The sequence below is a fragment of the Variovorax sp. LjRoot84 genome (assembly GCF_964254305.1).
In the GTDB taxonomy this organism is placed as follows: Bacteria; Pseudomonadota; Gammaproteobacteria; order Burkholderiales; family Burkholderiaceae_C; genus Variovorax.
The window spans coordinates 595,390-612,807 of sequence record NZ_CAXUTE020000002.1; the positions used below are offsets into that span (position 1 = coordinate 595,390).

The 17,418-nt window shown below is 64.7% G+C and carries 20 protein-coding genes; 7 read left to right on the forward strand and 13 right to left on the reverse strand.

What is annotated here, in order from left to right; all coding sequences use genetic code 11:
• Window positions 1-138 precede the first annotated feature (138 nt).
• Window positions 139-303, reverse strand: a complete 165-nt coding sequence (locus ACSQ9I_RS33605; RefSeq protein ID WP_436316318.1) for a hypothetical protein — start codon at window positions 301-303, stop codon at window positions 139-141.
• Window positions 304-497: 194 nt separating this feature from the next.
• On the opposite strand from ACSQ9I_RS33605, the gene ACSQ9I_RS33610 reads away from it, so the two are divergent.
• Window positions 498-743, forward strand: coding sequence for a tripartite tricarboxylate transporter substrate-binding protein (locus ACSQ9I_RS33610; RefSeq protein ID WP_436317103.1), 246 nt, complete (start codon window positions 498-500; stop codon window positions 741-743).
• A 123-nt stretch (window positions 744-866) separates the two neighbouring features.
• Here the strand turns inward: ACSQ9I_RS33610 and ACSQ9I_RS33615 are convergent, their stop codons facing one another.
• Complete coding sequence (locus ACSQ9I_RS33615) at window positions 867-1,166, reverse strand: YlcI/YnfO family protein (protein WP_436316319.1); 300 nt, start codon at window positions 1,164-1,166, stop codon at window positions 867-869.
• 248 nt (window positions 1,167-1,414) lie between these two features.
• Between ACSQ9I_RS33615 and ACSQ9I_RS33620 the strand changes: the two genes are divergently transcribed.
• The 5 genes from ACSQ9I_RS33620 to ACSQ9I_RS33640 all read left to right on the forward strand — a co-directional run bounded on the left by ACSQ9I_RS33620 (window position 1,415) and on the right by ACSQ9I_RS33640 (window position 3,974).
• Entirely contained in the window at window positions 1,415-1,642 is a 228-nt protein-coding gene (locus tag ACSQ9I_RS33620) for an AbrB/MazE/SpoVT family DNA-binding domain-containing protein (RefSeq protein ID WP_436316320.1), read from the forward strand.
• A gap of 302 nt (window positions 1,643-1,944) precedes the next feature.
• Window positions 1,945-2,184, forward strand: coding sequence for a DUF6364 family protein (locus ACSQ9I_RS33625; protein WP_436316321.1), 240 nt, complete (start codon window positions 1,945-1,947; stop codon window positions 2,182-2,184).
• A 7-nt stretch (window positions 2,185-2,191) separates the two neighbouring features.
• Window positions 2,192-2,608 (forward strand): TA system VapC family ribonuclease toxin, encoded by a 417-nt coding sequence (locus ACSQ9I_RS33630; protein ID WP_436316322.1) that lies wholly within the window; start codon window positions 2,192-2,194, stop codon window positions 2,606-2,608.
• A 671-nt stretch (window positions 2,609-3,279) separates the two neighbouring features.
• Window positions 3,280-3,567 (forward strand): hypothetical protein, encoded by a 288-nt coding sequence (locus ACSQ9I_RS33635; RefSeq protein WP_436316324.1) that lies wholly within the window; start codon window positions 3,280-3,282, stop codon window positions 3,565-3,567.
• Window positions 3,567-3,974 carry a hypothetical protein gene (locus tag ACSQ9I_RS33640; RefSeq protein ID WP_436316326.1) on the forward strand — a complete coding sequence of 136 codons (408 nt, stop codon included), beginning with the start codon at window positions 3,567-3,569 and terminating at the stop codon, window positions 3,972-3,974. The genes ACSQ9I_RS33635 and ACSQ9I_RS33640 overlap by 1 nt, the downstream gene beginning before the upstream one ends.
• Window positions 3,975-4,145: 171 nt before the next feature.
• On the opposite strand, the gene ACSQ9I_RS33645 is transcribed toward ACSQ9I_RS33640, so the two are convergent.
• On the reverse strand, window positions 4,146-5,276 hold the full coding sequence (locus ACSQ9I_RS33645; RefSeq protein ID WP_436316327.1) for a site-specific integrase: 1,131 nt from the start codon (window positions 5,274-5,276) through the stop codon (window positions 4,146-4,148).
• 814 nt (window positions 5,277-6,090) lie between these two features.
• On the reverse strand, window positions 6,091-7,023 hold the full coding sequence (locus ACSQ9I_RS33650) for a 3-keto-5-aminohexanoate cleavage protein (RefSeq protein WP_436316328.1): 933 nt from the start codon (window positions 7,021-7,023) through the stop codon (window positions 6,091-6,093).
• Window positions 7,024-7,106: 83 nt separating this feature from the next.
• Between ACSQ9I_RS33650 and ACSQ9I_RS33655 the strand changes: the two genes are divergently transcribed.
• Window positions 7,107-8,222 carry a hypothetical protein gene (locus ACSQ9I_RS33655; protein WP_436316329.1) on the forward strand — a complete coding sequence of 372 codons (1,116 nt, stop codon included), beginning with the start codon at window positions 7,107-7,109 and terminating at the stop codon, window positions 8,220-8,222.
• On the opposite strand, the gene ACSQ9I_RS33660 is transcribed toward ACSQ9I_RS33655, so the two are convergent.
• From ACSQ9I_RS33660 to ACSQ9I_RS33700, 9 genes are all read right to left on the reverse strand, one after another.
• A complete protein-coding gene (locus ACSQ9I_RS33660; protein ID WP_436316330.1) occupies window positions 8,219-9,013 on the reverse strand; it encodes an enoyl-CoA hydratase/isomerase family protein in 795 nt (264 codons plus the stop codon). The genes ACSQ9I_RS33655 and ACSQ9I_RS33660 overlap by 4 nt on opposite strands.
• The gene (locus tag ACSQ9I_RS33665) at window positions 9,006-10,832 is read right to left on the reverse strand and encodes an AMP-dependent synthetase/ligase (RefSeq protein ID WP_436316332.1); all 1,827 of its coding nucleotides are present in this window, start codon (window positions 10,830-10,832) and stop codon (window positions 9,006-9,008) included. Before ACSQ9I_RS33665 ends, ACSQ9I_RS33660 begins: the two co-directional genes overlap by 8 nt.
• A gap of 10 nt (window positions 10,833-10,842) precedes the next feature.
• Window positions 10,843-11,673: an ABC transporter ATP-binding protein gene (locus ACSQ9I_RS33670; protein WP_436316334.1), complete on the reverse strand. Its 831-nt coding sequence runs from the start codon at window positions 11,671-11,673 to the stop codon at window positions 10,843-10,845.
• Complete coding sequence (locus ACSQ9I_RS33675; protein WP_436316336.1) at window positions 11,658-12,863, reverse strand: ABC transporter substrate-binding protein; 1,206 nt, start codon at window positions 12,861-12,863, stop codon at window positions 11,658-11,660. The genes ACSQ9I_RS33670 and ACSQ9I_RS33675 overlap by 16 nt, the downstream gene beginning before the upstream one ends.
• A gap of 38 nt (window positions 12,864-12,901) precedes the next feature.
• Complete coding sequence (locus ACSQ9I_RS33680; protein ID WP_436316338.1) at window positions 12,902-13,939, reverse strand: branched-chain amino acid ABC transporter permease; 1,038 nt, start codon at window positions 13,937-13,939, stop codon at window positions 12,902-12,904.
• Window positions 13,940-13,941: 2 nt separating this feature from the next.
• A complete protein-coding gene (locus ACSQ9I_RS33685) occupies window positions 13,942-14,829 on the reverse strand; it encodes a branched-chain amino acid ABC transporter permease (protein WP_436316340.1) in 888 nt (295 codons plus the stop codon).
• Window positions 14,826-15,662 (reverse strand): ABC transporter ATP-binding protein, encoded by an 837-nt coding sequence (locus ACSQ9I_RS33690; RefSeq protein ID WP_436316341.1) that lies wholly within the window; start codon window positions 15,660-15,662, stop codon window positions 14,826-14,828. Before ACSQ9I_RS33690 ends, ACSQ9I_RS33685 begins: the two co-directional genes overlap by 4 nt.
• Before the next feature lie 103 nt (window positions 15,663-15,765).
• On the reverse strand, window positions 15,766-16,236 hold the full coding sequence (locus ACSQ9I_RS33695) for a MarR family winged helix-turn-helix transcriptional regulator (protein ID WP_436316342.1): 471 nt from the start codon (window positions 16,234-16,236) through the stop codon (window positions 15,766-15,768).
• A gap of 66 nt (window positions 16,237-16,302) precedes the next feature.
• Complete coding sequence (locus ACSQ9I_RS33700; RefSeq protein ID WP_436316343.1) at window positions 16,303-17,322, reverse strand: NADP-dependent oxidoreductase; 1,020 nt, start codon at window positions 17,320-17,322, stop codon at window positions 16,303-16,305.
• Window positions 17,323-17,418 lie beyond the last annotated feature (96 nt).

A 17,418-nucleotide genomic window follows, 5' to 3' on the forward strand; every position in this document is an offset into this window, starting at 1 on the left:
AACGAAAATGTTGATGTTCCTTGCTGAGACGATGCTCGTATCGGAACATTAGGACTGATGCTTTTTGAATGTTTTCGATGAGCGCCAACCTCCATGGGAACAGTACTTTCCATGGACCTCCAGGAAGGCTCTTCATCATCACCCCGGCAGCCCTTTGCGGTGCACCGCCAGCGACTTCGCGAGCTTCGCCACGTTGCGCCAGACTTGTCGCGGCAGTACGTGTTCATGAGAAGCCGCTTCTTTGACTGCCATCACGATGATCGGCAATGGCGCTTCATCCAACAGGTGAGTCAGGTGCGCCATGAAGGGTTCGGCAACATCGCCGCTCGCCAGTGCGTGCCTAGAGCTTCAGGCGCCAGTTCGCTGGAATAGCTGACGCTGGCCGTTTTGGCCGCCATCCAAAGGCCGCGTTTCTTCTCACGCGCAGCTGTTGTCGGCCCGGATACGTCCAGCCCAATACCGAAAGCACTTGGGCGACTCGCTGGAAGCCCAGGCAACTGCTCAAGGGCGTACAGGCTGACGTATGGGCAGCAGTGCTTGCGCCTGCGAAATTGCCTGCGCATGTCCATGGACGCCTCACTGCCGCGGTTCGCGACACGATGCGTGACCCTGCGTACAGGGAGGCCGAACTCAGCTTCGGATCCGTGATCTCGGATTTCGAGGAGCCCGCAGCTTTCCGAAGCTTCCTCGCGAACGAACAGGTCCGCCTGAAGGCAGTGATCGAAAACGTGAAGACGGAATGAGCACCCATGAATATTGAAGATTGCGAATTGCGGCGGGAGCACGCTGCAGAGCGGACTCGACAAGAAAGTCTTCGGGACGCAGCAGATCCTCAAGCGCCTCACGCGTCGGGGTGCTCGTGTAAGTTACGAACGAGCGGTGCTACCGCGCTTTTCCTGCGCGAGCTGCGAAACGCGCGTATCGAGGCGTGCTTGCATCGCGACGAGCGCGTCCTTGGCAGAGTAGTATTCGCCGCTCTTCTTCGCACGCTTCAATGAATCGCGGCCACGCGCAAGGAGTTCTTGCTGAGATCGGCGGCGCTGGGCGGCCTGCACCACCGCGTTTTCCACGAACTGCGACAGAGTTTCGCCTTGGCGTAGCACGCTCTCGATTTCATCGCGCACGGATGGCTCGACGCGTACGGGAGGCAACCGGGCGGTCTTCATAGAAGCAAATGTAGGGCAGCTGCTATGCGCGACTAAGATTCCGCTCGACGGCCAGGCGAGTCGGCCGACCGCTCAGGTGATCGGCAACGCGGAAGATAAGACTTTGGCCCAGAATGATGCCGTGCGCAAGGATTGCGCCGAGAACTGGCTCCTCGGCCGTGGCGCGGGCGCCGCGCTCCTTCACGATGTGATGTGGCCAGCCCTGGCGACGAACTTGCATCGCGCATCACCAATAGGTAAGGACCATCGTGATCGAATCCACCATCACCTCGAAGGGTCAGACAACCGTTCCCGCAGAAGTGCGAGAGCAGATTGGCGCCGCGCCAGGCACTCGCTTGGTCTGGCACGTGATGCCGGACGGAAGCATTGTCGTTCGGGCCAAAACCAAGTCCATCCTCGACCTGGCTGGAGCATTCAAGCCACCCAGAGGAAAGCACGTCTCGATCGCAGAAATGAACCCCTATGGAAGCAAATGAGTGCCGCCGTCGTGGGTTGATCCGCAGGGATCGGGAGGAGCGGGCAAAGAGGCACCTTCGCGAGCGAATCGAAGAGGGGTTGAACTCGGGTCAGGGGCGCGTCATGACGCGCGAGGTCGCCGCAGAGCTGAGGCACAAGGCATTGGGCAATTTGCCATGAACAGGCCCGCCTTCAACCGCCCGTCGACATACTATTCAACATAAGCAATTGCCATCTCTAGTATGACAAGGCCCTTGGCGCTGTTCAGCCTCAGTACTACAATACAGAAATCTGTACTCGAGTCCTGCGATAGAGCCAACCCATGAAGACAACGCTCAACCTCAACGATACATTGCTGACCGAAGCGAAGGCGCTAGCGGTGCAGCAGCGTACGAGCCTGACGCGCTTGATTGAAGAAGGGCTCCAACTGCGCCTGCGCTCGCGCCCGCCTCAAAAGAAATCCGTGCGCCTTCCCATCTACCGAGGCAAGGGTGGCTTGGCCGCGGGGCTCGACGGATTGAGCAACAAGGCAATGTTGGACGCCGCCGACAGTGACGCCTGATGTTAACGTGCTCGTCGCTGCGTCACGTAGCGATCATCCGCACCATGCCGTGGCCCGCAGCTGGCTGGAAGAAGCCGTCGCGAGTGCAACCCACGGGAAGCCGCTGAACCTGCAGCCTATGGTGATCGCAAGCTTCCTTCGGCTTGTGACGCATCCAAAGATATTCGTGAACCCGACGCCGACGACCGAAGCCTTGCGCTTCGTGGACGTGCTGTTGGCCGCGCCGGGTGTGGAGCAATCCGCGCTCGGTGAGGAGTGGACCACGCTCCGCAAACTGTGCGCTGACAAGGCGCTCGTTGCGAATGACATACCTGACGCTTGGTTGGCTGCCGCGGTTATCCATCAAGGCGAGCATTTGGTCACTTTCGACGGCGACTTCAAGCGGCTGCTTTCGAGAGCGCAGTTCACACGGCTCGCGGCGTAGCCGGAGACCGCAAAGCGGTCTTGCTATGTCGCAAGAATGCGAGGATGTTTCTTTGCGTTGACACGCCATCGAGACGACCGCTTTATCGGGTGCTTGATGTTTGGAGATCCCGTGCGGGCAACGTCGATCAAGAGCGAGCAGACTGTTCAACAGTGGGGAAACGGATTGGCTGTTCGGCTAACGGCGCCGGTGGCGCGCGCGGCGCGTCTGGTGCGAGGAATGCCGGTGAGGTTGAGGTGGTCGAGGGTGGAATTTTCCTGCGCATTGTCGGTTCGCCAAGGCTGACGTTGGCGCAGAAATTGAAGGCGTTCGATCGTTCGAAGCACGGCGGAGAGATGGGGGCACCTGGGCACTGAGTTGCTCCGATGACGCGGGGACTCATCGGCCTGCGCGCAGCCATCTGCTCTACATGTGATTTAACATAAGATGGATTGTAGATTCGAAATCGTTGGGCTGATTTCGATAGCTTATTGGTCCGACCACTGAAAAATGCGAAATGTGAATTCCTCCATAGGTTCGACCTATGGTTCGCCGCCGCATACGCATGACTGGGGTCTGGATACAGGGGTCGCGCCCGGGAGTGACGAACGCCGATCATTTCCAGCTCCTTCGCACCATGCTTGACTCGTTCGCAAAGGTCGGATATCTTAAAGATATCTTCAAAGGCCCCCATGGCTGCACGCACCCTCGCCAATCAAATCGCATTTCGCTACCGCGCGGTCGATAGCGCCACTGGCGTCACGCGCGAAACCGCCAAGCGCCTGGCTGAACAACTGGGTGTGGATGAAACCCAGGCCATTCACCGGGCGCTGCACGAACTGGCCGTCAGGATGCTGCCCCAGTACGAAGCGGACGACGCTCCGCTGACGGCTGTCCAGGTGCGTCAGATAAAGAAGCGCGTCCCGCAAGGCGGCAAGCGCTCGCTGCGGTCAAGCCTGTTTGACACAGAGACCGCATAATGCCGGCATGGTGGGCCGAACCCACCGCCGGCGAGATCGTCTGGTGTCACTTCCCTGACGACATTCACCCGCGTCCCAAACCACGGCCGGCGCTGGTCCTGGCTGTTTTCGACGATGACGCGCCGCAGTTCCACGTGCGGGTCGCCTACGGCACCAGCCAGCGAACCACGACGCTGCACCGGGGCGAGTTTTCGATCCTGCGTGAACGCAACCCATCCGCTTACGAAGCAGCAGGGTTGAGCTACGACACCAAGTTCGATCTGAAGCAGGCCATCGACCTTCCCTACACCAGCGACTGGTTTTCGGTGCCGCCCGCGGCGCCCCACGGCCAGGTACCCAAGCTCGGTATGCTGCATCCGTCCCTGGTGCGCGCCGTACAGGCAGCATTTCGTGCGGTGGCCGAATGACACGAGGCCTGACCGCGCTGGCGATCGGCAACGGCGCATGGGAAGACGCTGGCCCACACCATAGCGGGTCCGCTCCCGGCTGCGTCGGCGGCTGCGGGTATCGTCGAAGGAGGTTTATCAGGGCATCTCCCTGCCATGAAGTACGAGAACCCGATCAACCGCCCGGCGCTGTCAATCCTCATCGAGCATCCGGCTGACCTTGCTGCCCAGCGCGCTCTCTGCCCTGAAATAGCCCATCACCGTCGCGACGCTGTGATGCCCGGTCATGGCCATCGTCTCGGGCAGCGACATGTTCTGCCGGCCGGCTTCCGTCACGAACCCGGCCCTCAGCGAGTGCGCGCTGAAACTTCCCTCCACCCCCGCCACCGCACACCGCTCCTTCACGATGTCGCGCACGGCCGCAGGCGCGAGCGGCTCCCCGAGATGCCCGCCCTTGCGAATGCGGCGGAAGAGGGCGCCTTCCTTGATCCCTTTTTCGTTCAACACGGCGAGCCACGCCTGCATGGCCTGCGCCGCGCTGCCCACCAGGGGTTTCACATCCTCGGGGCGCTGGGCGCCGGCCTGGTTGGTCTTGGAGTGCGCGAGCGTGTAGAGGTATGACTTCGCGCTCTCTCCACCAATGCGCTGAAGGTTCTCGAGCGTGGCCGAGGCGACCTCGGAGCGCCGCCGCCCGCCGGTCGCCCACGCGAACAGGAGCAGGGCGCGGTCGCGCTTGCCCCGCAGGGTGTCGTCGCAGGTCGCCAGCACCGCTTGCAGCGGATCCTTGGTGAGTGCGCGCTGCTTGCGCGGCCGCGCGCCGCGCTTGGCGTAGGCGCGGCGCGTCTGGGCCAGCAGCTCGCGCACCAGCGGGTCTGCGCAAGGATTCGGCTCCTCGGCCAACTGGTGCGCCTTGGACAGCACCGCGATACGGTGCACGAGCGTGTTGAGCGCGGGCGCGCCGAGCCGCGTCTTGTAGCCGTTGGCCACCAGTGCCTGGTCGATGTCCGGCGGCAGCTCGGTTACGAGTCCCGTCAACAGGCCGGCCCCGGAACCCGCATCCGCCTTGCGCGCGGCGTGGTCGACGATGAACTGGATGGCGACCGGCACTGGAACCGGCATGCGCAGCGCCTGGCCATAGCGCGCGGCGTACCAGGCGCACCAGTAGCGCATCGCCGAGGCGTAGGAGGCACGCGTGTTGGCCGATTCGCCCTCGCGCAGCAGCGCGCGCGCCGCGTCCTCGGTCGTCTGCGCGAGGCGCGCCGGATCCAGCGCCAGGCTGCGCTCGGGCAGGTTGGCCAGCGGGTGCGTTTCGGCTGTTTTCATGGAGTCTATATGCGGTTCTAGTAATTCCTTTGCATTGTGGTCGCCTCGACGGGCCGTCGCCGCTCGAAGGCCCGCTGAGAAGGATTTTCGCTAAGCCGTGTCCCAAGCAAATCCATTGCGGCAACGGCAAGCAATCCATTTGACGTTCTTCGGCTCGAAGCAATCCCTTTGACGAACGTACCGCAGCATCAGGCAGGCGGCCCGCGGGACAGCAGACCGCTCACTCCGGGGGACACGCTTGCACTGCACAGGGCACATCGGGGCTGGCCACCAAGCTGGCCGAACCGTTCGAAGGAATCACCGTCGTCGTTACACATCACGCTCCACACCGGCTGTCGCTCGCATCGCGCTACGCGGATGACTGGTGCTCGGGCGCGTTCATCAGCGAGTTGCCAGACGAGGTCTTCACGGTTCCAGTGCTTTGGGTGCACGAACATACGCACGCAAGCTTTGACTACCAAGTCGGCAACTGCCGTGTGCTGTGCAATCCACGCGGCTATGCGAACAGGCTGGGGGAAATCGAGAACGGGGAATTCAACCCAGCACTGATCGTGGACGTCCTCGATCGCGCTCACCATGATGTAGGCAGCCTACGAACTTGATGACCGACCACTCAGGGAGGGCGGTGGAAGCCTACGCGGAGGATCCACTCCCTTACCGGCTACGCGCCCGAAAATCCATTGCCCTCAGGTTGCAGCGCAAGCCGCACTTCTTGCGGCCATGCGGAAGCGCGTCGGGCAGCTTCGGCCAAGGAAAAGGCCAAATAGGCGACGTCATTTGACGGTAGCTACCGCTGGCGGGAACGGCGTAGGCGTCAGAACCCGACGTTCTCGCCACCTTTGAGCGAAAGGATCTCGCGCGCCTGCGCCGGCGTGGCGATCTGGAGGCCAAGCCCTTCCAGAATCTCCCGCACCTTGTGGACCTGTTGGGCATTCGACTCGGCCAGCTTTCCCGGACCGATCCACAGGCTGTCCTCCAGCCCGACGCGAACATTCCCGCCCATGGACGCAGCCATGGCCGCCACCTTCATCTGATTGCGGCCCGCTCCAAGCACCGACCATCGGTAGTCGTCGCCGAACAGGCGGTCCGCCGTGCGCTTCATGTGCATGACGTCGTCCGGGTGCGCACCGATGCCGCCGAGGATGCCGAAGACCGTCTGGACGAAGAAGGGCGGCTTGACGAGCCCGCGATCGATGAAGTGAGCGAGGTTGTAGAGGTGCGAGGTGTCGTAGCACTCGAACTCGTAGCGCGTGCCGCTGGCGGAAAGCTCCGAGAGCGCGGTCTGGATGTCGCCGTAGGTATTGCGGAAGATGAGGTCCTTGCTGCCCTCGAGATAGGGGCGCTCCCAGTCGTGCTTGAACTCCTTGAATCGCTCCAGCATCGGGAACAGGCCGAAGTTCATCGAACCCATGTTCATCGAGGCCACCTCCGGGCGCAGTTCGACGGCGGGGCGAATGCGTTCCTGCACGGGCATGTAGGGCGATCCGCCGGTGGTGAGGTTGATCACCGCGTCGCACTCGCTCTTGATGCGCCCTAGAAAGGGCGTGAAGGCCTCGGGGCGCTGGTCCGGCTTGCCGGTCACCGGGTCGCGCGCGTGCAAATGGATGATGGCTGCGCCTGCCTTTGCCGCCGCGATCGAAGACTCTGCGATCTCCTCCGGCGTCACCGGCAGGTGCGGCGACATCGAAGGCGTGTGGATCGCGCCTGTCACAGCGCAACTGATGATGACGACCTTTTGCTGGTACATGCATTGCTCCTTTGTGTTGCTGTAAAGTACTATACGCTAGAGTACGATATGCCGACAATGCCGGAGAACTCGGAGACAAGCGCATGCTGACACCGCAGGATGACCTCATCGGGCACCAGCTCCCGACCACCTTTGACCAGATCGACAACAGCGATCCGGCGTGGATGGAGCGGCTCTGGTACACCGGCCACCCCTCGCCGGCGGGAGACCTCATCTTCGACATCGGCCTCGGCTATCACCCCAACCGGAACGTGATGGATGCGTTCGCCGGCGTCGCCGTGCCGGGGCGGCAATGGAACTTCCGTGCATCGCGCCACCTGCGACCCGATCCGCTGACCACGTGCGTCGGTCCGCTGGAGATCCAGGTGGTCGAAGGCCTGCGCAGGCATCGCCTGACCCTGGGCAGCAACGCGTCGGGGATTCGCTTCGAGCTGGAGTTCATCGGGACGATGAACCCGCACGAGGAGAAGGCGCACCTGCGCCGCCGCGACGGACGCATCACCGAGAACATGGCGCGTGCGCAGCAGCTCGGGCGCTATGAAGGCTGGATCGAATTCGACGGGCGGCGCGTCGAACTGGACGGTGCACAGTGGCTCGGGCAGCGTGACCATTCATGGGGCGTGCGCGCCGAGATGCGCACGGACGAAAGCCATCCCCCGCTGACCTTCTACCCGCCGTTCTTCTACGCCTGGACCACCGCGCAGTTCAAAGACCGCGGCCTGCATGTCTTCTTCAAGGAGCGCGCCCCAGGCGAGAAGATCTATTTGTCCGGTGAAGAGGTGTTCGCGCTGGGCAGCAAGGTGACTTCACGCAATCAGCTGGTGGACGTGCGTCACGAGGTCGAGTGGCACGACGACCCGCACGGCCAGAGCGTGAAGTCCGCCGTGTTCCATCTGCGTTATGCAGATGGCCGAGAGCGGCCGATCACGATCCGTACCCTGCCCACGCGCTACTTCCTCAAGGGCGGACTCTACGGCGGGCTCAACGGCTGGTTCCATGGCGATGACCGCGGCAAGTCCTACGTCGAAGCCGATCAGTGGGATCTGAGCGATCCCGCCACGCGCCAGTTGGTACGCACGCTGGGCGATCAGGTGATCGAGGTGCGCGACGGCGACGAGATCGGCTGGGGCATCATGGAATACGGCGTCGGCAAGGACTACGCGCTCTACAAGGCCGTGCAGAAGCATCCGCCGATCTAGGTCGCAGCACCGCGGCGCTTGTCGAGCATCGCGCCGGCCGCCGCCTGGAGCTCCCCGGTACTGCGGCACAGGATCTGCGTCCGGTTCTCCAGCTCCATCGCGGCCTGCAGGCTCGACGCCTCGACGTTGGCCCACATCCCGCGCTTGGTCATCCAGGCGCCGAAGGCGCTGTTGGCGACGATGAGCGATGCGATCTCGCAGACGCGCGCCATCAACTGCCCGTCGTCCACGACCTCGCTCACCAGGCCGATGCGGTCCGCCTCCTCGGCCTTCACCATGCGGCCGGTCAGCATCATCTCGAACGCGCGCGACAGGCCGATGCATCGCGGCAGCAGCCAGCTCACGCCCATGTCGCAACTCGACATGCCGACGCGCACGAAAGCCGAATTGAACCGGGCCGACGAGGCGGCGATCCGGATGTCGCAAGCCAGGGCGATGCCCAGACCGGCGCCGCTGGCAGCGCCGTTGACGGCGGCGATGACCGGTTGGGGCAGGGCGCGCAGGCGCTGGATCAATCCCGCGAACGCCTCCTGGCGCCGCATCCAGAGCGCGGTCTCCTCGGGTCCGTTGCCTGGCGCATCGCTGGCCGACGCCAGATCGAAGCCGGCACAGAAGCCGCGTCCCGAACCGCTGATCACGAGCACCCTGCAGCGGGTGTCCGCGCCGACCGAATCGAGCAGCCGGCCTGCATCGGCCACCATCGCATCGCTGAGCGCATTGAGTTTTGCGGGCCGGTCGAGCCGCAGAAGGCTGACGCCGTCAGACAGCGTCTCGAGCCGAACATCAGGCATAGATCGCCTCGATCACGTCCGCATACTTCTCGCCAACGCTCTTGCGCCTCACCTTCATCGTGGCGGTGACTTCGCCATCGTCGTGGTCCAGCTCCTTGGTCAGCAGATGGAACTTGCGCACCTGCTGCACCTGCGGCATGCGCGCATTCACGGCGTCGACCTCCTTCTGGATCAGGGCCTGGACCTGCGGCTGTTCGACCAGATGCCTGAAGGTGGTGTAGGCCAGGCCGTTCTCCTCCGCCCACTTGCCCACGCCTTCGAAGTCGATCTGGATCAGGGCCGACACGAAGCGCCGGCGGTCCGCCACCACGATCGCTTCGCGGATGTAGGGCGAGAAGCGCAGCGCGTTCTCGATCTCCGACGGCGTGATGTTCTTGCCGCCGGCGGTGATCATGATGTCCTTCTTGCGATCGACGATGCGCAGCTCCTGGCCCGCCGGACCGTCGACCCAGCGGGCCACGTCGCCGGAGTGCAGCCAGCCTTCGGCGTCGACGGCCTCCAGCGTGGCGGCCTCGTTCCGGAAGTAGCCGCGAAAGACGACGTCGCCGCGGATCAGGATCTCGCCGTCGTCGGCGAGCTTCACCTCGACGCCCGGATAGGGCACGCCGACCGTGCCGACGGGCGATGCGTCGGTGGTCTGCATCGTGGTGGCGCCCGAAGCCTCGGTCAATCCGTAGGCCTCGCGAATCGGCACGCCCAGCGTGCGGAAGAAATGAAGGATGTCCGGCGCGATCGGGGCGCCCGACGAGATGGCAATGCGGCAACGGCGCAGCCCGACGAAGTTGAGCAGCGCGCGCAGGATCACGGCATACCAGAACGCCCAGAGCACGCGCTGGCCGAGGCGCCACGTCGAACGCGGCGCTGAGCCGAAGCCGGTCAGCGAGCGCATGGCCAGTTCGTAAAGTGCGAGGCGCAGGCCGCCGGCTTCCCGAAGCTTGAACTGGATGGAGGCGTGGAACTTCTCCCAGATGCGCGGCACGCCGAAGAACACCTGCGGGGACAGCTCGCGCAGGTCTTCCTGCACCGTGCGCAGGCTCTCGGCGAAGTTCACCACAGCGCCGGTCGCCATCGGCACGTGGACCGAAAACATCTGCTCGGCCACGTGGCACAGGGGGAGGTAGGAGACCAGCGCGTCCTCGGGCCGGCAGCGCAGCGCAGTGTTGAGCCCGCGCGCGGCGCAGCCGAGGCCGCGCCAGCTCATCATCGCGGCCTTGGGCCGGCCGGTGGATCCGGAAGTGAAGACGATCAGGCCGATGTCGTCGAGCCCTGACTTTGCAAGGCTCTCGGCAATCAGCCCGGGCTGTTCCTTCTGCAGCCGCTGGCCCAGCGCCAGTACGTGCTCGAAATCATGGATGCCGCTGCGGTCGTAGTGCCGCAGGCCGCGCGGGTCCATCACCACGATGGCGCGCAGGAAGGGCAGGTTGTGCCGGATGGAGAGCACCTTGTCGAGCTGCTCCTGGTCCTCGCAGACGATGACCGGCGCTTCGGAGAGCACCAGCAGGTACTCGACCTCCGGCGCCGGCGAGGTGGGATAGACGCCGGCCGTGATGCAGCCGACCAGCGCGACCCCCAGTTGCGCGAACACCCATTCGCGGCAGTTCTCGCCGAGGATCGCTACGTTCTCGCCGCGCTGCAACCCGAGCGAGAGCAGCCCGAGCCCGAAATGGCTGGCGGTGTCGGCGAAGGCCGACCAGCTCACCGGCTGCCAGACGCCGCCTTCCTTCTGGCGCAGCGCGACCGCATCGGGCCTTTGCTGCGCCCACCGCATCAACTGGGAAGGCAGGGTGAGCTGCTCCATGCCCGCGGCGATCGTGCTCATCGCGCCTCCCTCATGAAAGCCAGCGTTTTCGCCGCTTGTAGTGTTTGGTATCGCGGAAGCTGACGCGCTCCTGGCCATCGTCGCTGCTTCCCAGGTAGAAGCGTTGTACATCGGGATCGCCAAGCAGCACCTCCTTTGCACCGTTGATGACGATGCGGCCGTTTTCCATGATGTAGCCGTAGTCGGCCACGCCGAGCGCGACGCGCGCGTTCTGCTCCACCAGCAGCATCGCGACGCCTTGCTCGCGGTTGATGCGCGCGATGATGCCGAAGATGTCCTGCACCACCAGCGGCGCCAGCCCGAGAGAGGGTTCGTCGAGCAGGATCAGCCTTGGCTGGCCGACCAGCGCGCGGCCGATGGCGAGCATCTGCTGCTCGCCGCCCGACAGGTAGCCCGCCAACTGCTTGCGGCGCTCCTTCAGGCGCGGGAAGTAGTCGTACACCATCTCGGTGTCGGGCTTCGCGTTGGGCCGGCCGGTCAGCGCGTTGGCGGCGGCGACCAGGTTCTCGTCGACGGTGAGTTCGCCGAAGACATGCCGGCCCTCGCGCACGTGTGCGAGCCCGCGCCGCGGCAACTGATGAGGCGCCCAGCGCGCGATGTCCTCGCCGAAGAAGTGGATGCTGCCGCTCGCCACCCGTCCGTTCTCGAGCGGCAGGATGCCGGATGCCGCCTTCAGCGTTGTCGTCTTGCCGGCGCCGTTGGAGCCGAGCAGGGCGACGATCTGCCGGTCGGGCACGTCGATCGACAGGCCGCGCAGCGCCTGGATGCTGTGGTGATAGACCACCTCGACGTTGGATACCGTCAAAGCGGCGCTGCCGGCGCAGTTCACGCCTTGATCCATCCGCTCGCAGGCTCCATCGCCTTTTTCACCGGGTCGTACCGATACATGCGGCCCGAGGGAATCTGATGCTTGCTGAGGTCGACAAGAAGCCCCGTCACGCCGCCCGAGTCCCAGTCTTTCATCGATTCCAATGCGGCCTTCATGTTGGGCAGCGTCAGCGGCTTGTTGGCCTTGATGCAGCGCTCTGCCACTTCCGCGAACACCATGCCCGATAGCCATGCGCTCACGTAGAACATCGAAATGTGCTTCATGTCGGGCCGGTTCTTGGCGGTGAACTCGCGCATCGTGTTGATCGTCGGCGAATCGGTCTCGTGGCCATAGCGGTAGGGTGCAACGCCGGTGAGGCTTTCGCCCATCGCGCCCAGCGCGTCGTAGGCCGGCTTGTTCAAGCCCCACGCAGTTCCCATCACCTGGCTGTTCAGACCCGCTTCGCGCATCTGGCGAACGAACTCGGGTATCGGCGCCAGGATGTAGCCCTGGAAGATCACGATGTCGGGCCGGGCGCGGCGCAGCTTCGCCACCTCCGGGCCGACGTCGATGCCGGCCTGCTTGGTCACGATCTCCGTGACGATCGGAAGACCGAGCTTCTCGGCCCGCGCCTTGCCGGCAGGAATGCCGTCGCGTCCGAACTCGGTGTCGGCGTAGACGTAGGCGATCTTCGGCTTGTTGGCGGCGCCCTGCGACGTGCGCGCGATGTACTCCATGAGAATCTCGTGCATCGCGCCGTAGATCGGGCCCGGCACGAAGTGCTGCGGCATGTTCACCGGATCGGCCATCGAACTCGCGAGCGAGGTGGAGGAGGTCAGGATCGAATTGGAGGCGATGGCGTCCTGCGCCACCGCCTTGGCCCACTGGGTGCTGTCGCCGTAGAAGAACGATGGCTTCTCCGCGGCCATGATCTTCTTGAAGATGGCGACACCCTGGTCGAGCTTGAAGCCGCTGTCCTCGTACACGTAGCGCAGCTTGCGGCCGGCGACACCACCGGTGCTGTTCTTCCAGGCGATGAAGTCGTTCAGCCCGTAATGCATGTCGGTGCCCGCGAACGAGAAGATGCCGGTGATCGGCTGGGAAGCGCCGATCACGATATCGCCCTTCGCCGCTTGCGCCCAGGCGGGATGTGAACCCAGCGCGCCGAGCGTCGCGGCGGCTCCGAGCGATTGGATGAGTTGGCGCCTGCGAATGTCTGTCATGTCGTCTCCTCTTGTGATGTGCCGGGTCGGCGGATGGTTCAGGTCTTGAAAGGCCACACGTGGAAAGTGCGGCGCACCCGCGCCCACACGGCCGAGAGCCCACGCGGCTCGAAGATAAGGAAGACGATGATCAGCATGCCGAAGACGATCTGTCCCATCGGCAGCAGAAGGGCGGCGATGCCCGGAAACCATTGGGAGCTGACATGGGATGTCAGGCGCAGCAGTTCGGGCACGAAGGTCATGAACATCGCGCCCAGGATGCTGCCCAGCACGGTGCTGCCGCCGACGATGATGGCGGCGAGATAGAAAATCGACAGCGTGAGCACGAAGTACTCGGGCGTGATGGAGCCATAGAAGTAGCCCAGCAAGCCGCCCGCGACGCCCGCATAGAAGGCGCCGAGCGCGAAGGCCAAGAGCTTGGTGCGCAGCAGGCTTACGCCCAGGATCTCGGCCGAGATATCGCGGTCGCGCACGGCGATGAAGGCACGGCCGATGTGCGTGCGCGAGAGGTTGCGCACCGCCAGCGCCATCAGGAAGGCGCAGCCGAAGATCAGGTAGAAGTTGGCGCGGTCGCCGACCAGCTCGAAGCCGAAGAGGCGCGCGCGCGGGATCGACGTGCCCGGCACGCCGCCGGTCACCGGCTCCCACTCGCGAAAGATGAAGGTCAGGATGAAGTGTGCGGCCAGCGTGGCGATGGCCAGGTAGAGCCCCTTGACGCGCAGGCTCGGCAGCCCCACGAGCACGCCGATGAGCGCCGCCAGCATCCCGGCTGCGGGCAGTGCGACGAAGAAGGGAATGCCGTGCTTCGCGAGCCAGGCCACGGTATAGCAGCCCACGCCCATGAAAGCCGCGTGCGCGAGCGAGATCTGGCCCGTGCTGCCGGTCGTGATGTTCAGGCCCAGCGTGGCGATGACGTGGATGCCGATGATGCAGCTCATCGCGAGCACATAGTCGCTGCCGTAGAAGGGCAGCGCGAACAGCGCCACCGTGAAGGCCAGCATCCAGCGGCGCGCGGTGGAGGAGTCCCACAGCTGCTCCTCGGCGGCAAAGTTCTCGTGAAAAACGCCGGTGCGCATGGTCAGAGCCTTTCGATCGTGCGGGTGCCGAAGATGCCGTAGGGACGCACGACCAGGATGGCCAGCACCACGACGTAGGGCACGACGTCGCGCGCCTTGCCGCCGAGATAGCCAGCGGTCACCGCATCGATCCACCCGATGATCAGGCTGGCGACGATGGCGCCGAGGATGCTGTCGAGGCCGCCGAGGATGATCACCGCGAAGGCGCTCAGGGCCGTGGCGGCCAGCAGGGGCGAGAGATTGGCCGAGGAGGCGATGAGGACGCCGGCCACCGTGCCGACCACGCCCGACAGCACCCAGGTCAAACGCTGCGCGAAGCGGATGTTGATGCCCAGCGTGCAGGCCGTGACCGGATCGCTCGCCGTCGCGCGCATCGCGATGCCGGTCTTCGAATAGCGGAAGAACAGGATGAAGGCGATGATCAGCGCCGCGGCGACCGCGAAGTTGCCGATCGCCGTGCCCGGGATCATCACCTCGCTGAAGTTCAGCGGCCGGCGGGGAAGGAGCGGCGGCACGGAGTAGGTGTCGCTGCCCCAGAAGGACTCGACCACGCCGTGCAGGATGCTGGCCATGCCGATCGTGGCCATCAGCACCGATACCGCCGACTGGCCGGCCAGCGGCCGCAGCACCAGGCGCTCGATCAGCACCGCGAGCAGCGCGATCAGGAGCAGCGACAGCACGAAGGCAGGCACCGGCGAGAGGCCGAAGAGCACGTTGCCGGTGTAGTAGAGGTAGGCCCCCAGCATCATGACTTCGCCGACCGCGAAGTTGACGACGCCGGTGCCCTTGTAGACCAGCACGAAGCTCAGCGCGATCAGCGCCAGCACGCCGCCCGACAGCAGGCCGATCAGGCTGTATTCCAGCAGCTCGTAGAGGGCGGGTGCGTTCATGCGATCGCCTCTTCGGCCTCTTCGGCTTCGGCGCCGAGGTAGGCCCGGATCACCTCGGGGTGCCGACGCACCTCGGCCGGCGATCCGCTGGCGATGACCTCGCCGAAGTTCAGCACCACCACGTGGCTGGAGATGTCCATCACCATGCCCATGTCGTGTTCCACTAGCAGCACCGTCACGCCCCAGTCCTCCTGCACGTCGAGGATGAAGCGCGCCATGTCTTCCGTCTCCTCGCGGTTCATGCCCGCAACGGGCTCGTCGAGCAGCAGCACACGCGGCCGCATCGCCAGTGCGCGCGCCAGCTCGACGCGCTTCTGCAGGCCGTAGGAGAGAGCGTCGACCGGCTTGTGGCGGATGTGGTCGATCTCGAGGAAGTCGATCACCCGGCGTTCGATCTCCGCGCGCAGCGCCAGCTCCTCCTGCTGCGCGCTTCTCGCGTAGAGCAGGCTCGACATCAGGCCCGACCGCATCAGGTGATGGCCGCCCAGCTTGATGTTCTCGAGCACGCTGAGGCCATGGAACAGCGCGATGTTCTGGAAGGTGCGCGCCAGCCCGAGGCCGGCGCGGCCGTAGACCGGCGTGTCGGTGATGTCGTCGCTGCCCAGCAGCACGCGGCCGGAGGCGGGGCGGTAGAAGCCCGAGATGGTGTTGAAGACGCTGGTCTTGCCGGCGCCGTTGGGCCCGATCACGGCCGTGATTTCGCCCGCGCCGGCCGCGAAGGAAACGCCGCGCAGCGCACGGATGCCGCCGAACCGCAGTTCGACCTGCTCGACCGAAAGAGAAAGGCCGCCCCAATCAGAGGGGCGCTGGCCTTCGGGGGACTCGGAGGTCATGGCGTGCGTGTCCTTGCAGTGTCGCGGATATTCGTACACTACTGCACAATAAGGATACGCACATAAGGAATTTCCCTGTGTGCCGGCGCCGGCGAGCCGGGATTCAGGCTTCGACCGGCTCCTGTAGATAGGACAGCAGGTTGCGCTTCATCGTGTCGAGCGTCTTGGCCGTGGTCTCGAGCTGGGTTTCGGGAAGGCCCGCCAGGATCTGCTGGTTGAGCTGGTGGCTGACCTTGCGCATGCGGTTGATGAGCTGCTTGCTCTTGGGCTCGAGAAAGACGCGGTTGACGCGGCGGTCGCTGGCATCGGCGTCGCGGCGTACCAGCCCCGACTTCTGGAGGCGATCGATCAGGCCGCCGATGGCGACCTTGCCCAGATCGAGTTCTTCGGCGAGCTGCGACTGGGTCATGCCGTCCTGCCGCGACAGATAGGCCAGAACCCACCACTGGGAGCGGGTGACGTTCAGCGGCTTCAGGCAGCGGTCGAAGGCGCTGCGGCGCAGCCGTGACGCGTCGTGGATCAGAAACCCGAGCCTGAGCTCCCAGTCGGTGCTTGTCGTCGGTTCAGCGGCCATATGTGCTCCTTGGGCGATTCATTACTATACGCATGCGAACATTTTATGACCGGGCCTCGGTCGTCCTCAATCGAGCTCCGCGATCCGGACCAGTCGTTTGCCCAGGTTCTCGCCGCGGTAGAGCCCCGCGATCGCATCGGGCGCCTGCTCGATGCCCTCCAGGATTTCCTCCTGGTACTGGAGCCTGCCTTCGCGCAGCCATTGCGCCAGCTCGCGGCGCGCAAGAGCGCCGTGTTCAGGATGATCGAAGATGACGAAGCCCCGCATGGATGCGCGGTTGACGAGCAAGTGCCGCTCCACGCGCGGGCCTTGCGGCGGCGGATCCCAGTTCGCCACCGAGGCGGTGCCGCAGATCACGACCCGGGCACCCACGTTCAGGCGCTCCATCACGGCGTCGCTGATCGCGCCGGCCGTGTTGTCGTAGTAGACGTCGACGCCGTCGGGGCAGGCGGCCGCAAGCTGCGGGGCGAGCGCGCCGGCCTTGTAGTCGACGGCCGCGTCGTAGCCGAACAGCCCAGTGCACAAGGCCGTCTTTTGGGCGCCGCCGGCGATCCCGACGCTGCGGCAACCCTTGATCTTTGCGATCTGCCCCACGCAGGAGCCGACGGCGCCGGCCGCGGTCGACACGACCACCGTCTCGCCGGGCTTTGGCCGGCCGATCTCGAGCAATCCGTAGTGCGCGGTGACCCCGTTGATGCCTAGCACGCCGAGCGAGGCGGACAAGGGCAGGCCGTCGTCCTCCACCTTGCGCTGGATCGCCGCGCCGTCGACCGCCGCATAGTCCTGCCAGCCGAACATGCCTGTGACGTATTCGCCGGGCCGGAAGCCGGGATGCCGGGAGGCCTCCACGCGCCCCGTGGCGAAAGACCGCATCACCGCGCCGACGGCCACCGGCTCCGAATAGTTGCCGACGGCATTGACCCAGCCGCGCATCGCGGGCTCGACCGACAGGTAGATGTTGCGCACCAGCACCTGGCCGTCGTGCACCGGCGGCAGCGCCGCTTCGACGATCTCGAAGTGTTCGGCCTGCGGCACGCCCTGGGGTCTTGATTTCAGCCGCACCTGGCGGTTCATGGCGAGGGGCATTTTTCTGTCTCCGATCAAGGTTCCTACCGAGTTGCATCGCAACGGGATTTGTTATAGTACACATGCGTACCATGTACATGCGCATGCTACGCCACT

Bases quoted from the DNA above. Each gene is read 5' to 3' on its own strand.
- ACSQ9I_RS33680 (WP_436316338.1), bottom strand. From the start codon at position 13,939: ATGCGCACCGGCGTTTTTCACGAGAACTTTGCCGCCGAGGAGCAGCTG.
- ACSQ9I_RS33685 (WP_436316340.1), bottom strand. From the start codon at position 14,829: ATGAACGCACCCGCCCTCTACGAGCTGCTGGAATACAGCCTGATCGGC.
- ACSQ9I_RS33650 (WP_436316328.1), bottom strand. From the start codon at position 7,023: ATGTACCAGCAAAAGGTCGTCATCATCAGTTGCGCTGTGACAGGCGCG.
- ACSQ9I_RS33670 (WP_436316334.1), bottom strand. From the start codon at position 11,673: ATGGATCAAGGCGTGAACTGCGCCGGCAGCGCCGCTTTGACGGTATCC.
- ACSQ9I_RS33635 (WP_436316324.1), top strand. From the start codon at position 3,280: ATGGCTGCACGCACCCTCGCCAATCAAATCGCATTTCGCTACCGCGCG.
- ACSQ9I_RS33640 (WP_436316326.1), top strand. From the start codon at position 3,567: ATGCCGGCATGGTGGGCCGAACCCACCGCCGGCGAGATCGTCTGGTGT.
- ACSQ9I_RS33625 (WP_436316321.1), top strand. From the start codon at position 1,945: ATGAAGACAACGCTCAACCTCAACGATACATTGCTGACCGAAGCGAAG.
- ACSQ9I_RS33690 (WP_436316341.1), bottom strand. From the start codon at position 15,662: ATGACCTCCGAGTCCCCCGAAGGCCAGCGCCCCTCTGATTGGGGCGGC.
- ACSQ9I_RS33700 (WP_436316343.1), bottom strand. From the start codon at position 17,322: ATGCCCCTCGCCATGAACCGCCAGGTGCGGCTGAAATCAAGACCCCAG.
- ACSQ9I_RS33665 (WP_436316332.1), bottom strand. From the start codon at position 10,832: ATGAGCACGATCGCCGCGGGCATGGAGCAGCTCACCCTGCCTTCCCAG.
- ACSQ9I_RS33675 (WP_436316336.1), bottom strand. From the start codon at position 12,863: ATGACAGACATTCGCAGGCGCCAACTCATCCAATCGCTCGGAGCCGCC.
- ACSQ9I_RS33655 (WP_436316329.1), top strand. From the start codon at position 7,107: ATGCTGACACCGCAGGATGACCTCATCGGGCACCAGCTCCCGACCACC.
- ACSQ9I_RS33605 (WP_436316318.1), bottom strand. From the start codon at position 303: ATGGCGCACCTGACTCACCTGTTGGATGAAGCGCCATTGCCGATCATC.
- ACSQ9I_RS33660 (WP_436316330.1), bottom strand. From the start codon at position 9,013: ATGCCTGATGTTCGGCTCGAGACGCTGTCTGACGGCGTCAGCCTTCTG.
- ACSQ9I_RS33645 (WP_436316327.1), bottom strand. From the start codon at position 5,276: ATGAAAACAGCCGAAACGCACCCGCTGGCCAACCTGCCCGAGCGCAGC.
- ACSQ9I_RS33615 (WP_436316319.1), bottom strand. From the start codon at position 1,166: ATGAAGACCGCCCGGTTGCCTCCCGTACGCGTCGAGCCATCCGTGCGC.
- ACSQ9I_RS33695 (WP_436316342.1), bottom strand. From the start codon at position 16,236: ATGGCCGCTGAACCGACGACAAGCACCGACTGGGAGCTCAGGCTCGGG.